Raw genomic sequence first — 25,911 nt, 5'->3', positions numbered from 1 at the left:
GCGTGTCCGTACAGCTGAACACCGCAAGGACCGTGCGCAGGACCCGCCGCCGGCCGAAGGGCAACCCGCTCGTCGGCCTGGGAGCACTGGCCTGGCTCGTCATCGTGCTGGTGCCGCTCTACACCCTGCTCTCCTCCTCATTGACCCGGCAGGGCCAGGCGCTCAGCGGTAATCCGCTGACCTTCCCGGCCGATCCCACGCTCGAGAACTACAACACCGTGCTCGGCAGCGGCTTCTTCACCCTGCTGGCCAACACCGCCGTCGTGGCCGTCGCCACGGTCGTCATCGTGCTGGCGCTCTCCGTCCCGCTCGCCTACGTGGCCGTGCGCACCAGGAGCAGGCTGTCGTCGATGGCCTTCCGGACCCTCCTGCTCGGCGTGGCCATCCCGGCCCAGGCCGTCGTCGTGCCGCTGTACCTCCTCATCGCCGAGATGGGACTGTACGACTCGCTGGCAGCGGTGATCCTGCCGACCGCCGCGTTCTCGATGCCGGTCGCCGTGCTGGTGCTCACCTCGACCCTCCGCGACATCTCGGAGGAGCTGTACGAGGCGATGGGGCTGGACGGCGCCACGCCGCTGCGCATGCTGTGGCAGCTCGCGGTGCCGATGTCGCGGGCCGGTATCAGCACCGTCGCGATCTTCTCGGCACTGCAGGCGTGGAACGGCTTCCTGTTCCCGCTGATCCTCACCCAGTCCGAGGAGCAGCGTGTGCTGACCCTCGGCCTGTTCGACTTCATGGGCCAGTTCGGGCTCAACGTCCCCGCCCTGCTCGCGGCCGTCGTGTTGTCCGTGATCCCCATCTTCACGGTCTATCTCTTCGCCAGGCGCGCCCTTGTCAACGGCCTGATGGGCGTCGGCGGCAAGTAACCCGCCATCGAGCCGGCACATTTGCCACCACCGAGAGGAACCCCTGCCCGATGGCAATTCCGCATGCCCCGGACGCGCCCACCACGCTCCCCGACGCCGAAGGCCCCTGGCGCGACCCCTCGCTCAGTGACGCGGCGCGGGTCGACGACCTCATGGGCAGAATGACCCTCGAGGAGAAGACGGCCCAGCTCTACGGCGTGTGGGTGGGCGCCGACGGCGACGGCGACGGTGTGGCCCCCCACCAGAACGACATGGTCGACCCCGTCGACTGGGACAGCCTCATCAGCCGCGGCCTCGGCCAGCTCACCCGGCCCTTCGGCACCGCTCCCGTCGACCCGGCGACCGGCGCGGTGGCACTGGCCCGCGCGCAGCGGGAGATCGCCGACGCGAACCGCTTCGGCATCCCGGCGCTCACCCACGAGGAGTGCCTGGCCGGCTTCACCGCCTGGTCCGCAACCGCCTACCCCGTACCGCTGGCCTGGGGCGCCACCTTCGACCCCGATCTGGTCGCCGGGATGGCGCGCCGCATCGGCGAGGACATGCGCGCCGTCGGCGTGCACCAGGGACTCGCCCCCGTCCTCGACGTCGTCCGCGACCTGCGCTGGGGGCGGGTGGAGGAAACGATCGGCGAGGACCCGTACCTCGTCGCCACCCTCGGCACCGCCTACGTGCAGGGGCTCCAGTCCACCGGGATCATCGCCACCCTCAAGCACTTCGCCGGCTACTCGGCATCCGCCGGTGCCCGCAACCTCGCCCCCGTCCGCGCCGGCGCGCGCGAACTCGCGGACGTCATCATCCCGCCGTTCGAGATGGCCCTGCGGGAGGGCGGCGCCCGCTCCGTGATGCACTCCTACGCCGAGATCGACGGAGTGCCCGCGGCGGCGGACGCCCGGCTGCTGACCGAACTCCTCCGGAAGACCTGGGGCTTCGACGGCACGGTCGTCGCGGACTACTTCGGCATCGGCTTCCTCGAGACCCTCCACAAGGTCGCCGCCGGGCGCGGCGACGCCGCACGGCTCGCCCTGACCGCCGGCGTCGACGTCGAACTGCCGACCGTCCGCGCCTACGGCGACGCGCTCGTCGAAGCGGTGAGGGACGGGCTGGTGCCGGAGGCGCTCGTCGACCGCGCGCTGCGCCGGGTCCTGCTCCAGAAGTGCGAACTGGGGCTGCTCGACCCCGACTGGTCCCCGCTGCCCCCGGTGCTCCAGGGATCGGACGGCGTGCTCCAGGGATCGGACGGCGAGACGGAGACCTTGCGCGGCACCGTCGACCTCGACCCGCCCGCCAACCGGGAGACCGCTCGTCTCGTCGCCGAGCAGTCCTGCGTACTGCTCGCCAACGACGCCGGGGTGCTGCCGATCCGCGACACCGCGCGGATCGCGGTCGTCGGACCCCGTGCCGACGACCCGCTGGCCGTGCTCGGCTGCTACTCCTTCCCCAGCCATGTCGGCGTATCGCACCCCGGGACTCCCCTCGGCGTGGACATCCCGACCGTGCTGGCGTCGCTGACCGACGAGTTCCCCCGTGCCGCGGTGCGCCACGCCGCCGGGTGCGACGTCGACGGGCTCGACACCTCCGGCATCGCCGAGGCGGTGCGTCTCGCGCAGGACGCCGACGTGTGCGTGGCCGTGCTGGGCGACCGGGCCGGACTCTTCGGCCGCGGCACCTCCGGCGAGGGCTGCGACGCCGCGGACCTCTCCCTGCCCGGCGTCCAGGCCGAGCTGCTGGACGCTTTGGTGGCCACCGGCGTCCCCGTGGTGGCCGTGCTGGTGACGGGCCGTCCTTACGCGCTCGGCCGCTGGGCGGACCGGCTCGCGGCAGTGGTGCAGGCCTTCTTCCCCGGGGAGGAGGGTGGACCCGCCCTGGCCGGGGTGCTTTCCGGGCGCGTCAACCCGTCCGGCCGGCTGCCGGTCGGTGTGCCGTACGGGCCGGGCGGGCAGCCCTGGACGTACCTCCAGCCGCCGCTCGGACTGGCGGGCGGGGTGAGCAACCTCGACCCCACACCGCTCTTCCCGTTCGGGCACGGACTCTCCTACACGACCTTCCAGTGGGAGGCCGGGCCGCCCGCTCCCGCGGAACTCCCCACCGACGGGTCGGCCGACATCGGCGTGGTGGTGCGCAACACCGGCGACCGCGACGGCGCCGACGTCGTCCAGCTCTATCTGCACGACCCGGTCGCCCAGACCACCCGGCCGCAGGTCCGGCTGATCGGCTACGCCAGGGTGGAGCTTGCGGCGGGCCGGGCGGCACAGGTCCGTTTCCGCTTCCACGCCGACCTGGCGTCCTTCACGGGCGTCGGCGGCCACCGGATCGTCGAACCGGGCGACCTCGAGCTGCGGTTCGCGACGTCAAGCGCGCCCGGCGACGCCCGGCACACAGTGCGGCTGCGCCTGAGGGGCCCGGAGCGGACCGTGGGCCACGACCGCGTGCTCCACCCCGACACCGTCGTCGAACCGCTCGACGGCTGACCCCGGGCCGCCCGCGGAGTCCTTCGGGGGCGCCACGGCCTACTCGCCGGCGCCCGCGGAGGCGGCGGGCAGCGTGAAGGCGGAGAGAAGTCCTTCCGTTGCGGCGCTGATCGCCGGGGCACGGGTCGTCTTGGGCACGGAGGTTCCCCTTCGGTGGGGCGGAGCCTTCCGGAAGGCCCAGTAGGGCGAGCTTCGAAACTTTCGAATAGGGGCTCCGTAATCTTCTGGAACCCGGGGCCCGGGAAATCGGTAAGTCATCCCCTTGCAGGGAAGTCGCACCGACGGGTGTGTGAGCCCCGGCAAGATCAGCGGGAGATGCGATGCTCGGAAGCGACGTATCCGAACGCCGCAGGGAGGCCTGACCCCATGTCACAGAACAGGTCGCAGGAGAGCTCGCGGCAGCGGACCCGGCAGATGCCGACGGACGGAGGCTGGGTCAATCCGCTGAGGAACCCGCTGGACAGGCGGCTGCCCCGTATCGCCGGCCCCTCCGGACTGGTCATCTTCGGCGTCACCGGGGACCTCTCGCGCAGAAAGCTGATGCCGGCCGTCTACGACCTGGCCAACCGCGGACTGCTGCCTCCGGGCTTCTCACTCGTCGGCTTCGCCCGCCGGGAATGGCAGGACCAGGACTTCGCCGAGGTGGTGCACCAGGCCGTCAGGGACCACGCCCGTACGCCGTTCCGCGAGGAAGTGTGGCGGCAGCTCTCGCAGGGAATGCGGTTCGTCCAGGGCGACTTCGGCGACGACGCCGCATTCGAGCAGCTCAGGTCGACCGTCGACGACCTCGACAGGGCCCAGGGAACCGGTGGCAATTTCGCGTTCTACCTCTCCGTGCCGCCGAAGTTCTTCCCCGAGGTCGTCCAGCAGCTCAAGGACCACGGCCTGTCCGACGCACCCGAGGGCTCCTGGCGGCGTGCGGTCATCGAGAAGCCGTTCGGCCACGATCTGGCGAGCGCCCGCGAACTCAACGAGATCGTTCACGAGGTGTTCGCATCCGACGAGGTCTTCCGTATCGACCACTATCTGGGCAAGGAGACCGTTCAGAACATCCTGGCGCTGCGGTTCGCCAACTCCCTTTTCGAGCCGATCTGGAACCGGTCGTACGTCGACCATGTGCAGATCACGATGGCCGAGGACATCGGCATCGGCGGCCGGGCCGGCTACTACGACGGCATCGGCGCCGCCCGTGACGTGATCCAGAACCACCTCCTCCAGCTGCTGGCGCTGACCGCTATGGAGGAGCCCGCATCCTTCGACGCCGCGTCCCTCGTCACCGAGAAGCTGAAGGTCTTCAAGGCCGTCAAGCTGCCGGCGGACCTGGCCCGGTCCACCGTGCGCGCGCAGTACACGGGGGGCTGGCAGGGCGGTGAGAAGGTCGTCGGCTACCTCCAGGAGGAGGGCATCGCCCCCGACTCCAGGACCGACACGTACGCCGCGATCAAGCTGGAGATCGACAATCGCAGGTGGGCGGGCGTCCCCTTCTATCTGCGCACCGGCAAGCGGCTCGGCCGGCGCGTCACCGAGATCGCGGTCGTCTTCCAGCGCGCCCCGCACTCACCGTTCGACTCCACGGCGACCGAGGAACTCGGCCAGAACGCCCTGGTCATCCGCGTCCAGCCGGACGAGGGCGTGACCGTGCGGTTCGGCTCCAAGGTGCCGGGTACATCGATGGAGCTGCGCGACGTGACGATGGACTTCGCCTACGGAGAGTCGTTCACCGAGTCCAGCCCCGAGGCGTACGAGCGCCTCATCCTCGACGTGCTGCTGGGAGACGCCAACCTCTTCCCGCGCACGGAGGAGGTGGAGGAGTCCTGGCGGATCCTCGACCCCGTCGAGGAGTTCTGGGACCGCAGCGGAAAGCCGGCGCAGTACCCGGCCGGCACCTGGGGGCCCGCCGAAGCGGACGACATGCTCGCACGAGACGGACGGAGCTGGCGAAGGCCATGAAGATCGACCTCACCGACACCACGGCCGGCAAGATCAACAAGGCGCTCGTCCGGGGCCGCCGCGCGATCGGCACCCCCGCCGTCGGCATGGTGCTCACCCTGGTCATCGTCACCGACGAGGAGAACGCCTACGACGCCATCAAGGCGGCGGGCGACGCCTCCCACGAACACCCCTCCCGCACCCTCGTCGTCATCAAGCGCCACGCCCGCTCGCCGCGCGACCGCCACGACACCCGCCTCGACGCCGAGGTGCGCCTCGGCAGCGACGCCGGAGCCGGCGAGACCGTGCTGCTGCGGCTGCACGGCGAACTCACCCACCGGGCGGACTCGGTGGTGCTGCCGCTGCTGCTGCCCGACGCGCCCGTCGTCGTCTGGTGGCCGGTGGACGCCCCGCCCGTCCCCGCCAAGGACCCGCTGGGCGCCCTCGCGCAGCGGCGCATCACCGACGCGTACGCCGTGGAACGGCCGATCGAGGAGCTCGACGCCCGCGCGTCCGGATACGAGCCGGGCGACACCGACCTCGCCTGGACCAGGCTCACCCCGTGGCGTTCCATGCTCGCTGCCGCGCTGGACCAGGCCCGTGCCGAGGTCGTCTCCGCGGTGGTCGAGAGCGAGGCCGACAACCCCAGTGCCGAGCTGCTCGCCCGCTGGTTCGCCGACCGGCTGAAGGTGCCGGTCGAGCAGGTCGTCACCGACGGGCCGGTCGTCACCGCGGTCCGGCTCCGCACCGCCGACGGAGAGATCCACATCGACCGCCCGGAGGGGCCCGTCGCCCGGCTCACCATCCCGGGGCAGCCCTCCCGTGTCCTCGCGCTGAAAGTACGCAGCACCGCGGAGCTCATCGCGGAGGAACTGCGCCGGCTCGATCCGGACGAGGCCTATGCATCGGCGCTGCACGCGCAAATCACCGCCCCCCCGCCCAAATCGGCGCCCGGCAGCGACTGAGCAACACGCGGGGCAACTCTGCGCGATTGCACGGTAACTCGATCACGGGGTGGGGCCTCCGCTGTTTCGCGGCCCTGCCCCGCCTCGGTGTGAAGGCGCTGTGAGGTGCCGTCAAGAAACCTCCCCCTTCAATGAATCTGCACACCGAATGCTCAGGCGGCACACCGTCTCCCAATTCCGGTCTCCCGTCCTGTCTCCGCCCTGACCTGCGGCTATCTGAGTCTGTGCGGGAATGTCCAGTTCTCTGCGGGATGACCGGCCGAGCGCCCCGCGTGCGAGTCTGGCGATCCCGTGAAGGAGATGGCGCCAATTCATGTAGGGACGTCCACGCGGCGGTAATCAGGTGCCGTTCTCGCTGGCAATCCGCTTGGCGTGATTGGCTGCCCAACGGCCTTACGTGCTTTGATCCTTCGCACCGCGGGATTCGAAGAAGGGTTCCCGGATCCGGGAATCCCCCCACGCCCGCCAGACGGCCGGTACCGCTCTTTTCGTGCCGGGCGCTGCAATTCGAAATATCCATCCGAAGGGAACTTCTCATGAGCTTCGTCCCCACCCAGGAGATCGCCGACTCCGAGCTGGACAACATCGCCGGCGGTCTCCACAGCGCCACGGTGAGCAACGCCACCGCCGCCCTTGACAGCATCGCCCCGGTCTCCGGCACCGTCGCCACCGTGACGGGCGTCGTCGAGGGTGCCACCGGCATCAACACCGCGGCCGTCACCGGCCCGGTCACCGGTCTCGTCGCCGGCCTGTAAGACCCGCGGCTCGCCGGCGCCCCTCTGCCGGCATTGCCGAGCCGTGTGCCCCGGAGCCGGCCAGGTCCCGGGGCGCACGGCCGCGCGTGGTTCCGGCGCCACCGCCCGCCGCGCGTGCCCGCCACCGTACGGAGTGCGGCCGGACCTTGCCCAGTTCCCCCGTAGGCCCCAGCAGTTGAGGGAAGAGCATCGTGCAGTTCCGCCAACAGGCCCTTTCCAAACTGCAGTCACCGGAAGAGATCGATCTCCCGGTCCGTTTCGCCAGGCCGCAGGGGCTGCTCGTTCTTGCCGTCACGGTCGTCGTCGTGATCGCGGCAAGCGTGTGGGCGGTGATGGGCAAGGTGTCCTCCACGGTCGACGCGCCGGGCATCCTCACCCACGCCCAAGGCAGTTACGTGCTGCAGAGCCCGGTCGCAGGCCAGGTCACGGAGGTCCTCGCCCAGGAGGGCGACAGGCTCCGCGCCGACGCACCCCTGCTGAAGGTCAGCACCCCGCAGGGCGTCACCGTCGTGCGCGCCATCGCCGCCGGCCGGCTGACCACCCTCGTCACCGCGATCGGCTCCGTCGTCACCCCCGGCGCGGACGTCGCGGCCGTCGAACGGATCGAGGAAGCGAACGACCCCCTGATGGCCGTGCTGTACCTGCCCGCAGACAACGCCTCCACGGTGCCCGTCGGCGCCAAGGTCGACCTGAGTGTGCAGTCCGTGGCGACGCAGAAGTACGGCGTGCTGCGCGGCCGGGTCAAGACGGTCGGCAGGACCGCCCAGAGCAGCCAGCGGATCACCGCGTTCCTCGGCAGCAGCCAGCTGGGCGAGCAGTTCTCCCGCGCCGGCCGGCCCGTCTCCGTACTGGTCGAACTGGACACCGCCCCGGGCACGGAGTCCGGATACCGGTGGTCCTCGTCCGACGGGCCGCCGTACGCGCTCGAATCCATGACCCTGACGGGCGGCGCCGTCCACCTTGCCGAGCAGCGCCCGATCGATTGGCTGCTGCCGTGACGCGGACCGAGAACAACGCACACCGGCCCCAGCAGCAGTTGCCGCCTGCAGCCGGCCGCGGCAGACACCGGCCGGAGGCGCCCGCGCAGGGCGGACGCCGCGGGACGCGCCGCGCCGCGCCGCCCTCCCGCCGCAAGCAGCAGCGGCGCGGCAGCAGGCCCCGTTCCGTGCGCACCCCCACCGTGCTCCAGATGGAGGCGGTGGAGTGCGGGGCGGCCGCCCTCGCGATGGTGCTCTCCCACTACGGCCGCCATGTGCCGCTGGAGGAGCTCCGCATCGCTTGCGGCGTCTCCCGCGACGGTTCGCGGGCCAGCAACGTCCTGAAGGCGGCGCGCAGTTACGGCCTCGCCGCCAAGGGCATGCAGATGGAGGCCACCGCGCTCGCGGAGGTGCAGCCGCCCGCCATCCTGTTCTGGGAGTTCAACCACTACGTCGTCTACGAGGGCACGGGACGCAGGTTCGGCCGCCGCGGGGTGCACATCAACGACCCCGGCAAGGGACGCCGTTTCGTCCCCGCGGAGGACTTCGACACCAGCTTCACGGGGGTGGCCCTGGTCTTCGAGCCGGACCGGAACTTCCGTAAGGGCGGCCGTAAGCCGGGCATCATGGCGGCGGTCCCCGCCAGGCTGCGCGGAACCGCGGGCACGCTCTTCGCCGCCTTCCTCGCGAGTCTCCTCCTCGTCGCGGTGGGTGCGGCCGTGCCGGCGCTCAGCCGTACCTACATCGACATGTTCCTGATCGGCCGACAGACCTCCCTGCTCGGGACCCTGTTCGCCGCCATGGCGGCGACGGTGGCACTGACGGCCGTGCTCACCGGACTCCAACAGGCGAACCTGCTGCGCGGGCGGATCATCTCCTCCACCCTGAGCAGCGCCCGCTTCCTGCGCCATCTCCTGCGGCTGCCCGTCACGTTCTTCGCCCAGCGCAGTCCGGCCGACCTGGTGCAGCGACTGCAGTCCAACGACGCGGTGGCGGAGACCCTCGCGCGGGACCTGGCGGCGGCCGCCGTCGACGGCGTGGTGGTGATCCTCTACGCCGCGCTCCTGTGGAGCTACGACCCCCAGCTCACCGTCGTCGGCGTGCTGATCGCCCTGCTCAACGTCGTGGCGATGCGCATCGTCATCCGACTGCGCGCCACCCACACCCAGAAGCTGCGCGCCGACAGCGCGCGGCTCACCAACACCTCGTACACCGGTCTGCAGCTGATCGAGACCATGAAGGCGACCGGTGGGGAGAACGGCTTCTTCCGCCGGTGGGCCGGCCAGCACGCCACGACCCTGGACGTCCAGCAGCGCCTCGGCGTCCCCAGTGCGGTCCTGGCCGTCGTCGCCCCGACCCTCGCCACGCTCAACAGCGCCCTCATCCTGTGGCTCGGCGGACTGCGGGCCGTGGAAGGCCATATATCGATCGGTCTCCTTGTCGCCTTCCAGGCGCTGGTGGCCCGCTTCACCGCACCGATCACCCGGCTGAACGGAGTGGCCGGCCGGATCCAGGACTTCGCCGCGGACGTCGCCAGGCTCAAGGATGTCGAGAGTTTCCCCGTCGATCCCCTCTACTCCCGCGAGGAACCGGACCCGAGCAGCCGCCGGCTCAAGGGACATGTGACGCTCGAGAACATCACCTTCGGCTACAGCCCGCTGGACGCGCCGCTGCTGAGCGGCTTCTCACTGACCGTCGGCCCGGGTCGGCAGGTCGCCCTCGTCGGCGGCTCCGGGAGCGGCAAGTCCACCGTCTCCCGCCTGATATCCGGTCTCTACACGCCGTGGGAGGGCACCATCCGGATCGACGGCCGGCTGCTGGCGGACATCCCCCGCGGGGCGCTGGCCGCCTCCGTCTCCTTCGTCGACCAGGACATCTTCCTCTTCGAGGGCACCGTCCGCGACAACGTCACCCTGTGGGACCCCTCCGTCCCCGACGAGGCCGTGGAGAGCGCTCTGAGGGACGCGGCCGTGCACGACGTGATCATGCGCCGGCCCGACGGCATCCACAGCCGCGTCGAACAGGACGGCCGCAACTTCTCCGGTGGACAGCGCCAGCGCCTCGAGATCGCCCGCGCCCTGGTGCGCCGGCCCAGCATCCTGGTGCTCGACGAGGTCACCAGCGCCCTGGACGCGGAGACCGAGCGCCTCATCATCGACAACCTGCGCCGCCGTGGCTGCGCGTGCGTGGTCATCGCCCACCGGCTGAGCACCGTGCGCGACAGCGACGAGATCGTGGTGCTGGACCACGGCTCCGTCGTCGAACGGGGCCGCCACGAGGAACTGGTGGCCGCCCAGGGACCGTACGCCGAACTCGTCAAGGAGCACTGACGTGTCATCCGTACCCCCGCCGGCCACCGCTTTCCACCAGGGCCACGAGCAGTCCGACGCGGTGCTCCGCGCACTCGGCGGCCTCGGCGCGCCCGTCGACACCACCGGCCTGCGCAACCTGCACCTGGAGGGGCCGCAGGTGCTGTGGCTCGTCGTGGGCGGCGCCTTGGACCTGTTCGCCGTGGACGCGGCGGAAGAGGGCCACTGGCACTTCCTCGGCCGACTCGAACCGGGCACGCTGCTCCTCGGCCCGGTCGAGGGCCCCCGGCACACCCTCACGGGCCGGCCCTCGCAGGACTGCGTGCTGCGCCGGATCCCGCTGCGGGAGCTTTACGTACCGGACCAGGCGTACCCGCCCGCCTATCAGGACCCGTACGGCCGGACGGCGGCCACCCAGCTCGAGTACGCCTTCGGGCTCGGCGTGGGCCGCGCTCTGGGGGTGCTGTTCGAGGCGCCGCTCGAGGGCCGCCCGGCCGGCGAGGAGGCCATGGCCGACGACGACGTCCTGTGGATGCAGGTCGAGCCGGGCAGTGTGCAGTACGGGGCCTCCTACAGCGCGGAGGCGGCGGGCGATCTGCTCGTCGAGGGCTCCATGTGGCAGAGCATGGTGAACCAGCAGTACCGGCTGCTGTCCGCGGTCGACGGCTGGATCGAAGCGCTGGAGCGCGCGCACGAGGACCGGACGGCCGCAGGCATCAAGGCGGGCGCCGATGTGCGCGCCCGGGCGGACGAGGCACTGCTCGCCTCCATCGGCAGGCCGGACCGCGCCACCCGCGCCACCCGCGCCACCCGCGGCGCCGGCGGCGCGGACGGCGACGACACGCTGCTGGCAGTGTGCCGGCACGTCGCGGACGCCGCCGGGATCGCGCTCACCGAACCCCCGAGGAACGGCCCGGCGGACGACCGCGTCGGCCCCGTCGAACGCATCGCCGTGGCCTCCCGTGTCCGTACCCGGCCCGTCCGTCTGCAGGGCCGCTGGTGGCGCACCGACGCCGGCCCGCTGGTGGGCCACCGGGCCGCCTCCGGCGCCCCCGTCGCACTGATCCGGCGCCGTGGACGCTATGAAGCGGTCAACCCGCTCACCGGCTCCCGCACCCGGGTCGGCAGCGACAACGCGGACGAGTTCGAGGAACGCGCCGTCATGTTCTACCGGCCGCTGCCCGAGCGGCCCGCGAGCATCTGGCGGCTGGCCCGCTTCAGCCTCCGCGGCAGCCGCAAGGACCTGCGGAACCTGGCCGTCGCCGGCCTCGTCACCGTCGGCCTCGGCGCCCTGGTGCCGATCGCGACCGGACAGATCCTGGGCGTGTACGTGCCCAAGGCGGAGAGCGGACTGATCGTGCAGGTCTCGCTCGCCCTCATGGTCACGAGCATCGTCTCCGCCGCGTTCATGCTGCTGCAGAACCTCACCGTGCTGCGGATGGAGGGCCGGATCGAGAGCACCCTTCAACCCGCGGTCTGGGACCGGCTCCTGCGCCTGCCGACCAAGTTCTTCGCCGAGCGGTCGACCGGAGAGCTGGCGAGCGCGGCCATGGGCATCAGCTCGATGCGCCGAGTGCTGTCCGGCATCGGCCCCGTGGCCCTGCAGTCCACCACTGTCGCTGCGATGAACGTCGTGCTTCTCCTCTGGTACAGCGTTCCGCTGGCGCTCGCGGCCATCGGCATGCTGCTCGTCATCGGCGCGGTGTTCCTAGGCATGGGGCTGTGGCAGGTCCGCTGGCAGCGCAGGCTGGTGGAACTCTCCAACAGGCTCAACAACCAGGCGTTCCAGACCCTGCGCGGACTGCCCAAGCTGCGGGTCGCCGCGGCGGAGAGCTTCGCGTACGCGGCGTGGGCGCGGCAGTTCGCCCGGTCCCGCGAACTCCAGCAGCGGGTCGGCCGGATCAAGAACCTGACCACCGTGCTGGACGCGGTCCATCTGCCGCTCTGCTCGCTCGTCATGTTCATGTTGCTCGCGGGACCGGCACGCGGCTCCATGTCGGCGGCGGAGTTCCTCACCTTCAGCACCGCCGTCACCATGCTGCTGACCTCCGTCACCCAGCTCACCGGCGTGCTGGTGTCGGCGGCCGCCGCACTGCCCATGTTCGAGCAGGTGCGCCCCATCCTCGACGAGGCCCCCGAAGTGCGCGGTGCGAGCGCGCAGCCGGGCACCCTGTCCGGCGCGATCGAGGCCAGGAGGCTCACCTTCCGGTACGCCGACGACGGCCCGCCGGTCCTCGACGACGTGTCGCTCCAGGTGCGGCAGGGTGAGTTCGTGGCGATCGTCGGCCCGAGCGGGTGCGGCAAGTCGACCCTGCTGCGACTGCTCATCGGCTTCGACCGGCCCCTCTCCGGCACGGTCCTCTTCGACGGCCAGGACCTGGCCGCGCTGGACCCCGCCGCCGTGCGCCGGCAGTGCGGTGTCGTGCTCCAGAACGCCCAGCCGCTCACCGGCTCGATCCTCGACTGCATCTGCGGCGCGGAGACCTTCTCGCAGGACGAGGTCTGGGAGGCAGCGGAGATGGCGGGCCTGGCGGAGGACATCAAGCGGATGCCGATGGGCCTGCACACCCTGATCTCCTCCGGCGGCGCGATCTCCGGCGGCCAGCGGCAGCGGCTGATGATCGCCCAGGCCATGGTGCGCCGCCCGCGCATCCTCTTCTTCGACGAGGCCACCAGCGCGCTCGACAACGAGACGCAGCGCGTGGTCATCGAGAGCACCCGCCGTCTGGACGCCACCAGGATCGTGATCGCCCATCGGCTGTCCACCGTGATGGACGCGGACCGGGTGATCGTGATGGAGGAGGGCCGGGTCGTCGAGGAGGGCCGGCCCGCAGAGCTGCTCGCCGACGCGGGCGGCCGGCTCCACGGACTGGTACGGCGGCAGCTGGCGTGAGCGGGGGCAGCGGGCCGACGTGGCGCGCGCTACCGCCTGCGGTGCGTGCCGCCGCCCGTGAGGAGGGCGTCGCCGACGAGCCTCACCCCGCGCGCCAGCCGCCCGAGCTGCTCGAGCTCGACCGCGTACAGCCGGATCGTGTTCTCGATGACGCTCTCCGCCACGCCCAGCGGAGGCAGTTCGCACCGGGAGGTCTGCAGGGCTGTCCGTACCGCCCGCATCTCGTGCTGTATCTGGAGCTGCGCGTGCCGGGCGAGCAGGACGGGGTGCCTGTTGAGGGTCGAGTAGGCGGCGTAGCGGGCGGGCAGTAGATCGCGCAGCCAGCGTGCGGCGGTCCGCTCCCAGTCATGGCTGCCGGGTGCCTTCACCTGGCAGGGCCAGTCCGGATCGACCGGGGAGAGGGTTCGGGACATTCGATGTCGCTCCGGGTGGTGCCGATGAACTCTGATCGAGAGGGGTGCGGCGGTCCCGGCCCAGGGGTTGACCGGGACCGCCGAGGGCTTCCGCGGCGGAATGCGGAGCCCGGATTGAACACCGGAGGACGGCGCGAGGAGGGAGCGCCGTACCCGGGTGTTCGGTTGGTGAGGGCTCGGGTGCGGCCCTCATGGCTACGGAGGACACCGGCGCCAGGAGCAGTAAATATATATACCGTCGAGTACGCAAGGGTATGAAAAATTTCATGCACCGCTGGGCATGAAAAATACCGGTAAGAGACCGGTTCGAGCACCGAAAGCCAGGCGGTTCAGTCGTCCAGGAAGAAGTCGTGCTGATCCGCCACCTGCTCGTAGCCCTCCAGCCGCACCTGCGTCCGCTCCGGATCGGCGTCCGCCATGGCCTGCAGTACGGCGGCGGACAGCACCCCGGGAGCGGCGTACGAGTCGAACACCAACCGCGACCCCGTCCCCGCGGTCAGCGTCACATCGGCCTCGTCCACCAGCGGCCCCAGTGTCAGATCGGTGATCAGCGCGACCCGCAGACCGGTTCGGCGGGCCGCCCGCAGCGCCGCCAGCGTCTCGTTGGCGTGCCGGGGCATCGCGAAGGCCAGCACCCACGTGCCGCCCGCCTCCCGGGACTGCAGCAGCGCGTCGTAGGCGACGCTGCCGCCGCGGGTCACCAGCCGCACATCCGGATGGATACGGCGTGCCGCGTACGCGAAGTACTCCGCGAGCGAGACGGAGATCCGCAGCCCGAGAACCGTCAGAGGCATCGAGAAGGCCAGCTCCCGGCCGATGCCGAGCACCCGGTCGGTGTCCGCCAGTACCCGCCGCAGGTTCTCCAGGTTCTGGATCTCGGCGTCGACGGCCGCCTGCAATTCGTTCCGGCGGATCTCCGCACGGGTCTCCGGCGAACCGGCCACCGCGCTCAGCGCGATCGGCTGCAACGCCTCCCGCAGCGCCGGGTAGCCGCTGTAGCCGAGGGACGTCGCGAACCGGGTCACCGACGGCTGGCTGACCCCGACCCGCTCCGCGAGGTCGGTGATCGACAGGAAAGCGGCCTCGGTCAGGTGGTCGATGATGTACTGCGCGATGCGCCGCTGACCAGGGGAGAGGCGGTGGCCGCCGAGCAGTGCGAGCACCCGCTCCGCGGGAGCGGGCTGCTGCTCCTCGGGCGGTCCGCCCGGGGTGATCGCGGCGGCCTGCGCACGTTCCTGCTGCCCTGATGGCACCGGTGTGCCCCCTTCTATGTCCAACTCCTGCTCAACATAGCCCACAGGCCGCGCCGGTCACGGTGATCGTCCACGCCGGTGCCGGCCCACCGCTGCCCGCGTCGAGGAGATGCGCCGCCCGCACGGCCGGGAGCATGCTGGCAGGGTGACCAGGTACGGCGACGACGTGTCGGAGGCCCCCGTCCAGGAAGGCCAGGACCCCGTGCACACCCACGGCCGCGACCCACAGGCCGACGAGCTCGTCATGGTCCTCGCCCAGGCCGAGGTCAGCGCCATCGAGGCCGTCGGGGGCTTCGCGGGCGGCCTGTACCTGCGGTCCGCCGCACCGGAGCTGCTGCGCCTTGCGGTGATCGCCGGACTGCCGTCGAAGCTGTTCCGGCACTGGTGGGGCATGCACGTGAACCGCCCCTTCCCGCACTCGGACGTCTACCGCACCGGTCAGCCGGTCTACCTCGGCGACGCCGAGGAGGCCATGCGCCGCTACCCCCAGCTCATGGCCGGCCTGCCGTTCCCCTTCGGATCCCTGTACGTGCCGATCTCCCACGACCGTGAGTGCTTCGGCGTCATCGGCGTGCTGCGTCCGGCCACCCCGGGTCAGCCGGTCGCCGAGGCCGACCGGCGACGTCTCCACGAAGTAGGTGACCGGCTCGGCGCCACGCTGGCCGCCATGGCGCCGAACCGGCCGCGCATCGAGTGGGACGCCGAACCACTGGCCGTGACCCTCCAGGCGCTGACCGCCCCGCCCCTGCGCTTCGGCGCGTTCGACTGGAACCTGGAGGCGGGCACTGTGACCGGCGACGAGGGCTGGTGCGCCATCCTCGGCACCGAGCCCTCGAAACTGCCGCTCACCGCGGAGGCGGTGGCCGCACGCATCGAACCGGAGGACGCCTACGGGCTGTGGGCCCTGGCACGCCGGTCCGCCGAGTCGGACCGGCCGGTCACCCGCAGACTCCGCCTCCAGGGCGCCGACGGCCGGCCACACCTGCTCGAACTCACCGGCCGCCGCAGACGCCCCTCGGACGAGGGTACGGCCACCCACCTGACCGGGTACCTGGTCGACCTCGGGGCCGGACCGGTCGTCCCGGAAGCCGCCGACCGGCTCCCGGTGGGCATCTGCTCGGTCGACCGCCTCGGACGCATCTTGTACATGAACGAGCGCGCGGAGAGGCTCCTCGGCCAGCCCCGCGCCGATCTGATCGGACGCGTCCTGTGGGAGGCCGTCGACTCGTTCGGGCAGGCCGCCCACGAGGACCACTACCGGGCGGCACTCCTCTCGCCGGACCCCGTCCAGTTCCAGGTCAGGGGATCCGGCGAATGGCTGTCCGTCACCCTCTACTCGAGCCTCGACGGTCTCACCGTCACCCTCGACGCGGGCGAACAGCCCACCTACGCCCCGGGATCGGTGGCCGCACCCGGCGCCGGACTCGGCTCGCCGGCGGACCGGGCCGTGGCCCTGTACCGCCCGGTCGCCCTCGCCATCGCGCTCACCGAGGCGGTCACGGCACGGCAGGTCTCCGCGGTGGTCACCGAGGAACTGCTGCCCGCGTTCGGCGGCCGCCAGCTGGCGATCTATCTCCTCAGTAACCGTCATCTGTACCTGGCATGGGAGACCGGGTTCCCCAGGGGCTTCCTCAATCGCTTCGACGGAGTGGGCCTCGACACGAAACTGCCCGGCGTCGAGACGCTCACCTCCGGCCGGCCCCTGTTCTTCGAGTCGATGCAGAACCTCGCCGCTGCCTACCCCGGCATCCCCATGGACGCGCACGTCGGCGCCCGGGCCTTCCTGCCGCTGATCGCCTCGGGCCGCCCCGTCGGATCCTGCATCCTCGGCTTCGACCAGCCCCGCGGGTTCAGCCCCGAAGAGCGCACCGTCCTCACGGCGCTCGCCGGACTCATCGCCCAGGCCCTCGAACGGGCCCGCAGGTACGACTCGGAGGCGGCGCTCGCCCGCGGCCTCCAGGACGCCCTGCTGCCGCGCCGGCTGCCCGCGGTCCAGGGGCTCGACACGGTGGCCCGGTACCTGCCGGGCACCCAGGGCATGGAGGTCGGCGGCGACTGGTACGACGTGATCGACACCGGCCGGGGGATGGCGCTCATCATCGGGGACGTCCAGGGCCACGGCGTCCAGGCTGCCGCAACCATGGGGCAACTGCGCAGCGCGGTACGGGCCCTCGCCGTCAGCGGTCACACTCCCGTTGAGGTGATGACCGGCACCAACCGGCTGCTCATCGACCTCGACCCCGGCCTCTTCGCCAGCTGCTGCTACATCTTGCTCGACCCGGCCACCGGCCGCGCCGACGCCGTCCGCGCCGGCCATCTCCAGCCCTTGCTGCGGCAGCCGGACGGCCGCACGGACGTCCTCGCCCTGCCGGGCGGAGTGGTCCTCGGGGTGGACGGCCGCGCCATGTACCCCGTCACGGAACTGGTCCTGGAGCCCGGCGCGGTTCTCGCCCTGTTCACCGACGGCCTCGTCGAACAACCCGGCACCGACATCGACCTGGGCATCGAAAGGCTGCGGCACACGTTCTCCGAACTGGGATACGCCCCGCTGTCGGACACCGCCGACCGACTCATCAACGAGGCCCGCCAGACCCCGGACCGCCCCGACGACATCGCCCTGCTGCTCGCCGCGCGGTGGTCCCAGAACGCCGGACCGCCCGACGGCGGACCCATGCCGTGACCTTTGCGGGCCACACACCTCGCCGTGCCGCGCTCGCCCGCCCAGGTCTCCCCGCCGCCCCGACTAACGTGGCCGCATGGACAGGCACGACACGACCGGCCGACGGACCGAAGATCCCGGCTTTCCGGCGCGGACCGCGCCCCGGTGCGGCGGACTCGGCGAACTGGACGAGGCCGTCAGCCGATGCCGCGCCTGCCCGAGACTCGTCGCCTGGCGGGAGCAGGTGGCCACGGACCGGCGTGCGGCCTTCTCCGGCTGGGAGTACTGGGGCCGGCCGGTGCCGGGCTTCGGCCCGGCCGACGCGTCGCTCGCCGTCGTCGGCCTCGCCCCTGCCGCCCACGGCGGGAACCGCACCGGCCGGATGTTCACCGGTGACGACTCAGGCGACCTGCTGTTCGCCGCTCTCCACGCCGTCGGCCTCGCCTCGCAGCCCACGTCCACGCACCGCGGCGACGGCCTTGTCCTGCACGGTGTGCGCGTCACCGCGCCCGTCCACTGCGCCCCGCCGCAGAACAGGCCGACAACCACCGAGCGGGACACCTGCCGTCCCTGGCTGGCGACCGAGCTGTCCCTGCTGACGAACCTGCGGGCGATCGTCGTCCTCGGCGGTTTCGGGTGGCAGGCCCTGCTGCCCGTCCTCGAGGCCACCGGACGCCGGCTGCCGAGGCCGCGCCCCGCGTTCGGGCACGGCGCCCATGTCGTGCTGCCGGGCGACGGCGAACGGTCGGAGCTGCATCTGCTGGGGAGCTACCACCCCAGCAGGCGCAACGTCTCCACCCGGCTGATGACCTTCCGGATGCTCGTCGACGTGCTCCGCGACGCCGCAGGCGTCAGCGGCTCCGCCCGTTGAGAGCCGGCGAGCCCTCCAGCGCGTGCAGCATCTTGTCGGGCGTGAGTGGCAGCTCCCTCAGCCGCACCCCTGTCGCGTGGTGCACCGCGTTCGCCACCGCCGCCGCGGTGCCGACGATGCCGATCTCACCGATGCCCTTGCTGCCCATCGGGTTGAGGTACGGGTCGTCCTCCTCGATCCACTGCGCCTCGACGGAATGCACGTCGGCGCAGACGGGTACGTGGTACGAGGCGAGATCGCACTCCACGTAGTCCCCGAAGCGCTCGTCCATGGTGCTGCCCTCCATCAGCGCCATCCCGATGCCCATCGTCATCCCGCCGATGAACTGGGAGCGCGCGGTACGGGCGTTGAGGATGCGGCCCGCAGCGAACACGCCGAGCATCCGGCGCACCGCCACCTCGCCCGTCACCGTGTCCACCTGTGTCTCGCAGAAGACGGCACCGAAGGCGTGCCGCGCGTGGGCGGGCTCCTTGCCCGTCTCCTCCCTGGTGTCGGCCGACACCGTCACGCCCTCCGCCGGCAGGGGCCCGCGCAGGTCCGCGAGGCGCTTGGCGAGGAGGGTGCACGCCTTGTGGACGGCCCAGCCCCAGGAGGCCGTTCCGCACGATCCTCCGGCCAGTGGCGCCGCCGGCAGGTCGGAGCTGCCGATCTCGACGGCCACCGTCTCCAGCGGCGTGTTCAACGCCTCCGCGGCGATCTGCCCGAGCACGGTCCTGGCGCCGGTGCCGATGTCGGTGGCGTTGACCCGGATCCGGTGGACGCCGTCCCGCCCGAGGTGGGCGCTGGCCCTGGAGGGGGCGATCAGCACGGGGTAGGTGCTCGCCGCGACGCCGGTGCCGAGCAGCAGATCGCCTTCCCGGGTGACGCCGGCACGCGGATCACGATCCTGCCAGCCGAAGACGTCGGCACCACGGCGGAGGCATGCGGTGAGGTTCCTGCTGCTGAACGGGAGTCCCGAATCGGGCTCGGTCGCCGGTTCGTTGCGCAGCCGCAGCTCGACCGGGTCCAGCCCGGTGGCGAAGGCGAGTTCGTCCATCGCGGACTCCAGGGCGTACATCCCGGGCGCCTCGCCGGGGGCGCGCATCCATGACGGGGTCGGCACGTCGAGGGCCACCACCCGGTGCACGGTCCGGCTGTTGGGGGAGACGTACATGACCCGAGCCGGGACGGCGGCCTGCTCCACGAACTCCCTCACCCGCGAGGTCTGGGTGACCACTTCGTGGGCGAGAGCCGTGATCCGTCCGTCGGCGTCCGCGCCCAGGCGGACATGGTGCAGCGTCGGCGCCCGGTGGCCCACGACGGCGGGCAGTTGACGGCGGGGCAGGGCCACCTTCACCGGGCGACCGGTGTGACGTGCGGCCATCGCGGCCAGCACCACCGGCGGGCGGGGCGTCCCCTTCGACCCGAAGCCGCCGCCGACGTGCTCGGACACCGCGGTGACCTGCTTCCTGTCCAGCCCGAACAGCTGGGCCAGCGCGTCCCTGACCGGGCCGGCGCCCTGGCTCGAGTCCCGGACCGTCAGCCGGCCGTCGTGCCAGTGAGCGGTGGCCGCGTGCGGCTCCATAGGATGGTTGTGCAGAGCGGTGAGCCGGTACGAGGCGTCGACGCGGACGTCGGCCGCCGCGTACGCGCCCTCGAAGTCGCCCCTCTCGCGCACCGCAGGGTGGCCCCCGTTCGCCTCTTCGGGCGTGTAGATGTCAGGACGGTCGCCGGTGAGCCGTACGTCGTGTTCCTCGGTCTCGTAGCCCACACGCAGGGCGGCGGCGCCGGCGCGGGCGTTCTCGAGGGTGTCGGCCACGACCAGGGCGACGTACCAACCCCGGTGCGGAACGCGGTTGTCCTGGAAGAGACGGAGCGTCGGGTCGTCCGGCTGCCCGAGACGGGGGGCGTTCTCGTGGCTGAGCACCGTCCGCACACCGGGCATGTCCAGTACCTCCGCCGTGCCGAGCGACGTGACGCGGCCGCGGGGGACCGCGGCGGGCACCGGCCAGCCGTACAGGCAGCCCGACGGGGTGTGTTCGGCGGCGTAGCGTGCCGCGCCGGCGGCCTTCTCGCGCGCCTCCCGCCGGACGGCGGGCGCACCCAGCACGGTGCTCGGCCTGCTCATGACCGCTCCTCGCCGAGGTCGTTGCCGTCCGCAAGCCCGGCGAGGACGTCGACAGCAAGGTTGCGTGCGAGCCGCACCTTGAACGCGTTGTCCCGCAGCGGCACCGCGGCAGCGAGTTCCGCCTCGGCCGCGGCGGCGAAGTTCTCGCGGCCGGCCGGCCCCCCGGCGAGCAGTTCCTCCGCCCTTCGGGCCCGCCACGGCCGGTGGGCGAGGCCGCCGAACGCCAGCCCCACGTGCCGGACCCGGCCGTCCCCGACGGAGAGGACCGCGGCGACGGAGACGAGGGCGAAGGCGTACGAGGCACGGTCGCGGGCCTTGCGGTACGCGGACCGCGCCCCGGTGGGCATGGGCGGCAGCTCCACGCCCGTGATCAGCTCGCCGGCCCGCAGCTCGGTGTCCACGTCGGGGCGGTCACCGGGCAGCCGGTGGAAGTCGCTGACCGCCAGCGACCGGTCCCCGTCGGTGGAGTGCAGATGGACCGTGGCGTCGAACGCGGCGAGGGCGACCGCCATGTCGGAGGGGTGCGTGGCGACGCAGTGCTCCGAGTGCCCCAGCACGGCGAGGTCGCGGTGGACACCCTCCCGCGCGGGGCAGCCGGTGCCCGGCGCACGCTTGTTGCAGGGCTTGGAGATGTCCTGGAAGTAGGTGCAGCGGGTGCGCTGGAGCAGGTTCCCGCCGGTGGTCGCCGCGTTCCGCAACTGCCCGGAGGCTCCGGAGAGAAGCGCCTGCGACAAGGCGAAGTAGCGCGTCCGGACGGCCGGATGGGCCGCGAGGTCGCTGTTGCGCACGGCGGCGCCGATGAGGAGCCCGCCCCCCGGCACGCCCTCCACCGTGCCGAGCGGCAGCCGGCTGACGTCGATGAGCACGTCGGGCGTCGCGACGCCGAGCTTCATCAGGTCGACGAGGTTGGTGCCGCCGGCGAGGTACTGCGCTCCGGTGTGCGCGGCGTACGCGGCGACGGCCTCGGCGGCCGTGCCGGGTCGGACATAGGCGAAGGGTTTCACGGTGTCACGTCCTCGATGGCCGCCACGATGTTGGGGTAGGCGCCGCAGCGGCACAGATTGCCGCTCATGCGCTCACGGATCTCACCGGGTGTGAGGGTGACGGGTCCGTCCGCCCCGTTCCACCGCCCGGTCACCAGCGACGGACGGCCGTCGGCCGCCTCCGCCAGCATCGCCACCGCCGAGCAGACCTGCCCAGGTGTGCAGTAGCCGCACTGGAGGGCGTCCCTGGCCACGAACGCCTCCTGCACGGGATGCAGTTCGCCGCCGGGGGCGAGGCCCTCGGCCGTGGTGATGTGCGCCCCGTCGTGGGACACGGCCGGCATGAGGCAACTGTTCACCCGCCGGCCGTCGGCGATGACGGTGCAGGAACCGCACTGGCCGTGGTCGCAGCCCTTCTTCGGACCGGTCAGGTCCAGGTGCTCGCGCAGGGTGTCCAGGACCGTGGTGCGGTGGTCGAGCGTCAGCGTGTGACTGACGCCGTTGACGTGCAGGGTGACCGCGGAGCGATGGGCGTCCGCGGCGGTCGTGGCGCCCGCGGTCCCCGGTCGGCTGGTCGGTTCCACTCCGCAGCCCTTTCCCGTCGGATGGCATGTTTCGCTCTATTTCCTACCAGCCTGCGGGGAAATGCGCGGTTCGGCCGCTCATGAGCCCTCCGGTCCGTCCACGTTCCGCCGTTCGAGCGGTCGCAGCGCCGGGCCCTCCAGTACGGAGCCGTCGACACCGAACCGGGAGCCGTGGCAGGGACAGTCCCAGCTTCGCTCCGCCTCGTTGAACGCCACCAAGCAGCCCAGGTGGGTGCAGCGGGCGGACACCGCGTGGCACACCCCTTCGTCGTCGCGGTACACGGCGCAGCGCTGCCCGTGCAGACGTACGACCGCGCCCGTGCCCGGTTCGATGTCGGAGGCGGAGTCCACATGGGTGGTGCGCAACCGGTCCCCGACGAAGTGCTTGCCGATCTCGGCCTGCTGGGAGAGCAGGGTGGGGACCTCCCGCAGGGTGCTCCGGATCCGCCGGGGATCGTAGAGACCGGCCCACGGGGCCTTGACGGCGCAGATCAGGCCGGCCAGCAGTCGCCCCGCCAGCACGCCGCTGCTCATGCCCCAGCCGCCGAAACCCGTGGCGACATAGGTGTGCTCGGCACCCGGATGGAAGGGCCCGATCAGTGGCACGGTGTCGCTCGAGTCGTTGTCCTGCGCCGCCCAGCGGTACATGGTCTCCTCCACCGGGAAGTGCGTGTGCATCCACTCGTCCAGGCGCTCGATCAGCTCGGGGACGTCCACCGTGCCGGGGGTGAAGGTCTCCCCGGTCACGATCAGCAGCCGGCGGCCGTCGCCGAGCGGGGCCGTGCGCACCGACCGTTTGGCGCCTTCCTCGCAGATGTACATCCCGGCCGGGTCACGGTCGGCCGGCAGCGCCGCGGCCACCACCAGCTCGCGTCGCGGCGACATCCGGGCGAACAGCAGCGCCCGGTCGAACACGGGGAAGTGCGTGGCGATCACGACATCGCGTGCGGTGACCGTCCGGCCGCTTTCCGTGGTGAGCCGACAGGGCGAGCCCTCGTGCAGTCCGGTGACCCGGGTCCGCTCGTAGATCCTGTTGCCGTATGCGGTGAGGTCCCGTGCCAGGGCGAGGAGGTACTTGCGCGGATGGAACTGTGCCTGCTCCTCCATCCGTACGGCTCCGGCGACGTCGAAGGGCAGCCCGGTGTCCTCGACGTACGAGGCATCCAGACCCGCCTCCGCGGCGGCCTCGGCCTCCGCCCTGAGGGCGGAGCGCTGAGCGTCGTCCTGTGAGTAGACGTACGCGGGGCCGCGCTCCAACTCGCACGCGATGCCGAGGGCGGCGGAGACCTCGGCGACGCGTTCCACCGCCGCCTGCTGGGAGCGGGCGTAGAGCCGGGCCCCGTCGGGGCCCCTGGTCCGGCGCAGCCGGTCGTAGATCAGGCCGTGCTGTGCCGTCACCTTCGCCGTGGTGAACCCCGTGACACCCGTCGCGATGCGGTCGGCCTCCAGCACCGCCACGGAGCGTCCGCCTTCCCGCGTCAGCTCCCACGCCGTGCTCAGCCCGGCGATGCCGCCGCCCACCACGGCCACGTCGACGGTGATGTCGTCGGTGAGCGGAGGGCGGTCGGTGGCTTCGGTGGTGCGGATCCAGTGCGAATCGGTCGTGCGCGGGTGCGTGGCCCCGGCCGTGCGCGGGGCTGGAGATTGGTTCGACATGCGGTCCGGGTGCCCGGCAACGGACCGGTGAAGCCTCTCCGCCCCTCGTCGGCCGGGGGTGACTGACCGGAGGCGGAGGGGGTACCCGGGGAACAGAAATCCGGCGCCACGCAACCTGCCGGTACCGAACGGACAAGGAGGTGTCAGCCGTGGACACCCGGGCCGACACCGAAAGAACCACCGGTCGCATCCCGGAGAAGGAACGGATACGCACCTGCAGGCCCGCGGTCCTGCCCGGACGCGAATCCGACCGACAGGGGGAGGGCAACCCGGAAGCGCACATCATCCGGGGCGAGGACTGAACCGACCGTCTGACAGCGTACGGAGGCGCCAGCCATGGACGGATCCGGACTTTCCGAACCGGAAAGGCTGATCCTCGCGGAGATCGAACAGGACCTGCGGGCCGACGAGTTCCTGGACCGGCGGCTGCGGACCATGAGTCCGGGACCGCCGCTCGCGCGGATGACCCACCGGTTCCGCTCGCACCTGCTCGCCGCCGGCGTGGGCGTGCTGGCGGCCCTGACGTTCGTCCTGTTCGCGATGGCGGCATCCACCTCGAAGCCCGTCCTGATCTGGGCGTTCGCCGCCACTTGGGCCCTGACCCTGGTCGGGCTGCTCACACTCGTCTGTCGTTGGTCCACGCGGCTGGCCCGGCGAAGCCGTGCCCGGGGCCCTCGGCGCGCGGGACCGCCGTGATCGGTGGCCGGCCATGGGGATAGCGAGGACCGGTCCCGGCAGGCGCAGGGAGACACCTCAACAACGACTGGACCGGCTGTGGGGCGAACTTCTCCGTGAGGTGAGGGTCGCCCTCGCCGGTGTCCAGCTGCTGTTCGTCTTTCTGCTCGCCGTCGCCTTCACTCCGCTCTTCCCGCGTCTCGGCGAGAGCGACAGACTCATGTACGTGGTGTGCCTGCTCCTCGGGGCGGCCGCCACCGGCATGCTGACGGCGCCGGTGAGCATCCACCGTGTGGTCACCGGCCGCGGAATGAAGTACGAGGCGATCAAGTGGGCCTCGCGGTTCACCATCGCCGGGCTGGCGATCCTGCTGTGCATGGTGGCCCTCGGCCTGCTGTTCGTGCTGCGCAACGTCACCGCGCTGAGCGACACGACCGCTCTGATCCTGGATGTGACCGTCGTCGGCGGTCTCACTCTGTGCTGGCTGGTGCCGGCGGTCCTGATGCGTCGCGGGAGCCCCGCCTCGCCGGCCTCGCAGCACGGGCAGGACGCCTCGGAGCCGAGCGGGCACGGGCCGCGGGAGGCGCGCCCGGGCAGCGACGAGTGCCACCGGCCCTGAAAGACGAGTACCGCCGGCCCCGTCGGGGCCGGCGGTACTCGTCGCTGTGGGCCTCAGCCCCCGTGACCGCCACTGCCGAACGCGCCGCCGCTCTCGTCGGAGTCACGGGGCGGCTTGTTCTCGGGTGCGGGCCGGGAGCCCATGTTGCCGTAGCCGTGGAGCTCGTGAGGTGTCAGTCGCCCCGGCACCTCGTGTCCCTCGGAGAGATCGAACTCGTCGGGCTCCAGGCGGCTCTCGTAGTGCGTCTGGTGATCGGGCCGCACCGGCTGCTCCTCGGGCCCCGGCGGGGCGTCGCGCCGCCTTCGCGCGCCGACCTGCCAGACCACGTAGACGAGCAGTACGAGAAGACCGATCACGATCAGTCCGAACACGATGACCGCGGGTGCTCCCTCTCCGGCCGCAAGGACAGTGGCGACGTCCCCCGCCGGCTCGTTGAAAGTGACCATGTCTACCGGGTACCCAATCTCGTCGGTATCACCGCCGGTGAGCGGCCGGACCCCCGAATGGACGCCCCGCTCAGGCGGCGGCTCGGCCCGCTCCGGTGAGGGCCCGAAGCAGGTCGTCCCGGCTCATCGAGGACCGGCCGGGGATGCCGAGGCCGGTGGCGCGGGCGTAGAGGTCCTTCTTGCTGAGCGCGGCCAGGTCCTCCTTCTTGCCGGCGCCCTTGCGGCGGCCGGTCCCGGCGCTCTTGGCCCGCTCGGCGCCCTTGCTGCCCTTGGCGCCCTTCGTGTCCCGTGTCCCTTGCCGCGCATGGGTGTGGTCGTCCGTCGCGGTGAAGGGACCCACGGGGAGGGTGACCGGTCCGAAGCTGAGCACCCCTGTCCACATCGCTCTGGCCATCGCCCTTCACCTCCGTGTCGCCACGCGGCCGCGAGGCCCCGGATCCAGTGTCCTCGTCCCACGGCCGATGCCCCACCTGTGGCAGACGG

General features: G+C 71.8%; 21 protein-coding genes. 13 read left to right on the top strand and 8 right to left on the bottom strand.

Annotation, left to right across the window (positions count from 1 at the left end):
* Positions 1–2: 2 nt before the first annotated feature.
* The 8 genes from MDN94_RS25945 to MDN94_RS25910 all read left to right on the top strand — a co-directional run bounded on the left by MDN94_RS25945 (position 3) and on the right by MDN94_RS25910 (position 13,162).
* On the top strand, positions 3–866 hold the full coding sequence (locus MDN94_RS25945; RefSeq protein WP_482728317.1) for a carbohydrate ABC transporter permease: 864 nt from the start codon (positions 3–5) through the stop codon (positions 864–866).
* 50 nt (positions 867–916) lie between these two features.
* Positions 917–3,334 (top strand): beta-xylosidase/alpha-l-arabinosidase, encoded by a 2,418-nt coding sequence (locus MDN94_RS25940; protein WP_482728316.1) that lies wholly within the window; start codon positions 917–919, stop codon positions 3,332–3,334.
* A 414-nt stretch (positions 3,335–3,748) separates the two neighbouring features.
* Positions 3,749–5,284, top strand: coding sequence for a glucose-6-phosphate dehydrogenase (gene zwf / locus MDN94_RS25935; RefSeq protein WP_482729084.1), 1,536 nt, complete (start codon positions 3,749–3,751; stop codon positions 5,282–5,284).
* Complete coding sequence (gene opcA / locus MDN94_RS25930) at positions 5,281–6,228, top strand: glucose-6-phosphate dehydrogenase assembly protein OpcA (protein WP_482728315.1); 948 nt, start codon at positions 5,281–5,283, stop codon at positions 6,226–6,228. Before zwf ends, opcA begins: the two co-directional genes overlap by 4 nt.
* 536 nt (positions 6,229–6,764) lie before the next feature.
* Positions 6,765–6,983: a type A2 lantipeptide gene (locus MDN94_RS25925; RefSeq protein ID WP_482728314.1), complete on the top strand. Its 219-nt coding sequence runs from the start codon at positions 6,765–6,767 to the stop codon at positions 6,981–6,983.
* 191 nt (positions 6,984–7,174) lie between these two features.
* Positions 7,175–7,981 carry a hypothetical protein gene (locus MDN94_RS25920; RefSeq protein ID WP_482728313.1) on the top strand — a complete coding sequence of 269 codons (807 nt, stop codon included), beginning with the start codon at positions 7,175–7,177 and terminating at the stop codon, positions 7,979–7,981.
* Positions 7,978–10,290, top strand: coding sequence for an NHLP family bacteriocin export ABC transporter peptidase/permease/ATPase subunit (locus MDN94_RS25915; RefSeq protein WP_482728312.1), 2,313 nt, complete (start codon positions 7,978–7,980; stop codon positions 10,288–10,290). The genes MDN94_RS25920 and MDN94_RS25915 overlap by 4 nt, the downstream gene beginning before the upstream one ends.
* 1 nt (position 10,291) lies before the next feature.
* Complete coding sequence (locus MDN94_RS25910; protein WP_482728311.1) at positions 10,292–13,162, top strand: NHLP bacteriocin export ABC transporter permease/ATPase subunit; 2,871 nt, start codon at positions 10,292–10,294, stop codon at positions 13,160–13,162.
* 29 nt (positions 13,163–13,191) lie between these two features.
* Here MDN94_RS25910 and MDN94_RS25905 read toward each other — a convergent pair whose 3' ends face one another.
* Together MDN94_RS25905 and MDN94_RS25900 are read right to left on the bottom strand one after the other, a co-directional pair.
* Positions 13,192–13,575 (bottom strand): hypothetical protein, encoded by a 384-nt coding sequence (locus MDN94_RS25905; protein WP_482728310.1) that lies wholly within the window; start codon positions 13,573–13,575, stop codon positions 13,192–13,194.
* A gap of 329 nt (positions 13,576–13,904) precedes the next feature.
* On the bottom strand, positions 13,905–14,828 hold the full coding sequence (locus MDN94_RS25900) for a MurR/RpiR family transcriptional regulator (RefSeq protein WP_307704857.1): 924 nt from the start codon (positions 14,826–14,828) through the stop codon (positions 13,905–13,907).
* Positions 14,829–15,072: 244 nt separating this feature from the next.
* On the opposite strand from MDN94_RS25900, the gene MDN94_RS25895 reads away from it, so the two are divergent.
* Together MDN94_RS25895 and MDN94_RS25890 are read left to right on the top strand one after the other, a co-directional pair.
* Complete coding sequence (locus MDN94_RS25895) at positions 15,073–17,508, top strand: SpoIIE family protein phosphatase (protein ID WP_482729083.1); 2,436 nt, start codon at positions 15,073–15,075, stop codon at positions 17,506–17,508.
* A gap of 76 nt (positions 17,509–17,584) precedes the next feature.
* Positions 17,585–18,358 carry a uracil-DNA glycosylase gene (locus MDN94_RS25890; protein ID WP_482728309.1) on the top strand — a complete coding sequence of 258 codons (774 nt, stop codon included), beginning with the start codon at positions 17,585–17,587 and terminating at the stop codon, positions 18,356–18,358.
* Here the strand turns inward: MDN94_RS25890 and MDN94_RS25885 are convergent.
* The 4 genes from MDN94_RS25885 to MDN94_RS25870 form a co-directional block, all read right to left on the bottom strand.
* A complete protein-coding gene (locus MDN94_RS25885; RefSeq protein WP_482728308.1) occupies positions 18,339–20,465 on the bottom strand; it encodes a xanthine dehydrogenase family protein molybdopterin-binding subunit in 2,127 nt (708 codons plus the stop codon). The two genes, MDN94_RS25890 and MDN94_RS25885, sit on opposite strands and share 20 nt — an antisense overlap.
* Positions 20,462–21,469 (bottom strand): FAD binding domain-containing protein, encoded by a 1,008-nt coding sequence (locus MDN94_RS25880; protein ID WP_482728307.1) that lies wholly within the window; start codon positions 21,467–21,469, stop codon positions 20,462–20,464. Before MDN94_RS25880 ends, MDN94_RS25885 begins: the two co-directional genes overlap by 4 nt.
* Entirely contained in the window at positions 21,466–22,032 is a 567-nt protein-coding gene (locus MDN94_RS25875) for a (2Fe-2S)-binding protein (protein ID WP_482728306.1), read from the bottom strand. Before MDN94_RS25875 ends, MDN94_RS25880 begins: the two co-directional genes overlap by 4 nt.
* Before the next feature lie 78 nt (positions 22,033–22,110).
* Positions 22,111–23,688 carry an FAD-dependent oxidoreductase gene (locus MDN94_RS25870; protein WP_482728305.1) on the bottom strand — a complete coding sequence of 526 codons (1,578 nt, stop codon included), beginning with the start codon at positions 23,686–23,688 and terminating at the stop codon, positions 22,111–22,113.
* A gap of 149 nt (positions 23,689–23,837) precedes the next feature.
* Between MDN94_RS25870 and MDN94_RS25865 the strand changes: the two genes are divergently transcribed.
* From MDN94_RS25865 to MDN94_RS25855, 3 genes are read left to right on the top strand one after another with little or no spacing between them, the layout of a single operon-like run.
* Positions 23,838–23,990 (top strand): hypothetical protein, encoded by a 153-nt coding sequence (locus tag MDN94_RS25865; RefSeq protein WP_482728304.1) that lies wholly within the window; start codon positions 23,838–23,840, stop codon positions 23,988–23,990.
* Between the two features lie 34 nt (positions 23,991–24,024).
* Positions 24,025–24,384, top strand: a complete 360-nt coding sequence (locus MDN94_RS25860; RefSeq protein WP_482728303.1) for a DUF3040 domain-containing protein — start codon at positions 24,025–24,027, stop codon at positions 24,382–24,384.
* A 13-nt stretch (positions 24,385–24,397) separates the two neighbouring features.
* On the top strand, positions 24,398–24,982 hold the full coding sequence (locus tag MDN94_RS25855; protein WP_482728302.1) for a DUF6328 family protein: 585 nt from the start codon (positions 24,398–24,400) through the stop codon (positions 24,980–24,982).
* Positions 24,983–25,035: 53 nt separating this feature from the next.
* Here MDN94_RS25855 and MDN94_RS25850 read toward each other — a convergent pair whose 3' ends face one another.
* Both MDN94_RS25850 and MDN94_RS25845 read right to left on the bottom strand, forming a co-directional pair.
* Positions 25,036–25,428 (bottom strand): DUF6479 family protein, encoded by a 393-nt coding sequence (locus MDN94_RS25850; protein ID WP_482728301.1) that lies wholly within the window; start codon positions 25,426–25,428, stop codon positions 25,036–25,038.
* A gap of 70 nt (positions 25,429–25,498) precedes the next feature.
* Positions 25,499–25,822 carry a hypothetical protein gene (locus tag MDN94_RS25845; protein ID WP_482728300.1) on the bottom strand — a complete coding sequence of 108 codons (324 nt, stop codon included), beginning with the start codon at positions 25,820–25,822 and terminating at the stop codon, positions 25,499–25,501.
* Positions 25,823–25,911: the final 89 nt, after the last annotated feature.

The sequence above is a fragment of the Streptomyces sp. WAC00040 genome, assembly GCF_056835925.1.
The sequence above is the reverse complement of the archived record's forward strand: the minus strand, read 5'-3'. Positions and strand labels throughout refer to the sequence as shown.